1 protein-coding gene is annotated in these 651 nt (G+C 60.2%); it reads right to left on the bottom strand.

Annotated elements, in window-relative coordinates:
* On the bottom strand, positions 1 to 651 hold a 651-nt coding region (locus ACR0JW_RS23905), incomplete at both ends, for a GTP-binding protein (protein ID WP_480714621.1).

Consider the following 651-nt stretch of genomic DNA (forward strand, 5'->3'; position numbering starts at 1 on the left):
CTTCTTCCTTGGTCAGGATGTAGGCTTCGGCTTCGAACTTGGTGTGCGGTGTCACCGAACCCGGCTTACACAGAACCTGGCCACGCTCAACTCCGTCACGGTCAACACCGCGCAGCAGGGCGCCGATGTTGTCGCCGGCTTCACCACGGTCCAGCAGCTTGCGGAACATCTCAACGCCGGTGCAGGTGGTTTTCGCGGTGTCGCGGATACCAACGATTTCGATCTCGTCGCCAACGTTGATCACGCCACGCTCAACACGACCGGTCACAACGGTACCACGACCCGAGATCGAGAACACGTCTTCGATCGGCATCAGGAACGGCTGGTCAACAGCGCGCTCGGGGGTGTCGATGTAATCATCAACAGCCGCCATCAGCTCGCGGATCTTCGCTTCGCCGATTTCCGGGTTGTTGCCTTCCATCGCCGCCAGAGCCGAACCTGCGATGATCGGAATATCGTCGCCGGGGTAGTCGTAGCTGGACAGCAGTTCGCGAACTTCCATCTCAACCAGTTCCAGCAGCTCTTCGTCGTCGACCTGGTCAACCTTGTTCATGAACACGACCATCTTCGGGATGCCAACCTGGCGGCCCAGCAGGATGTGCTCGCGGGTCTGCGGCATCGGGCCGTCAGCGGCGTTCACAACCAGGATCG

The organism is Ruegeria sp. BG6, from assembly GCF_056538465.1.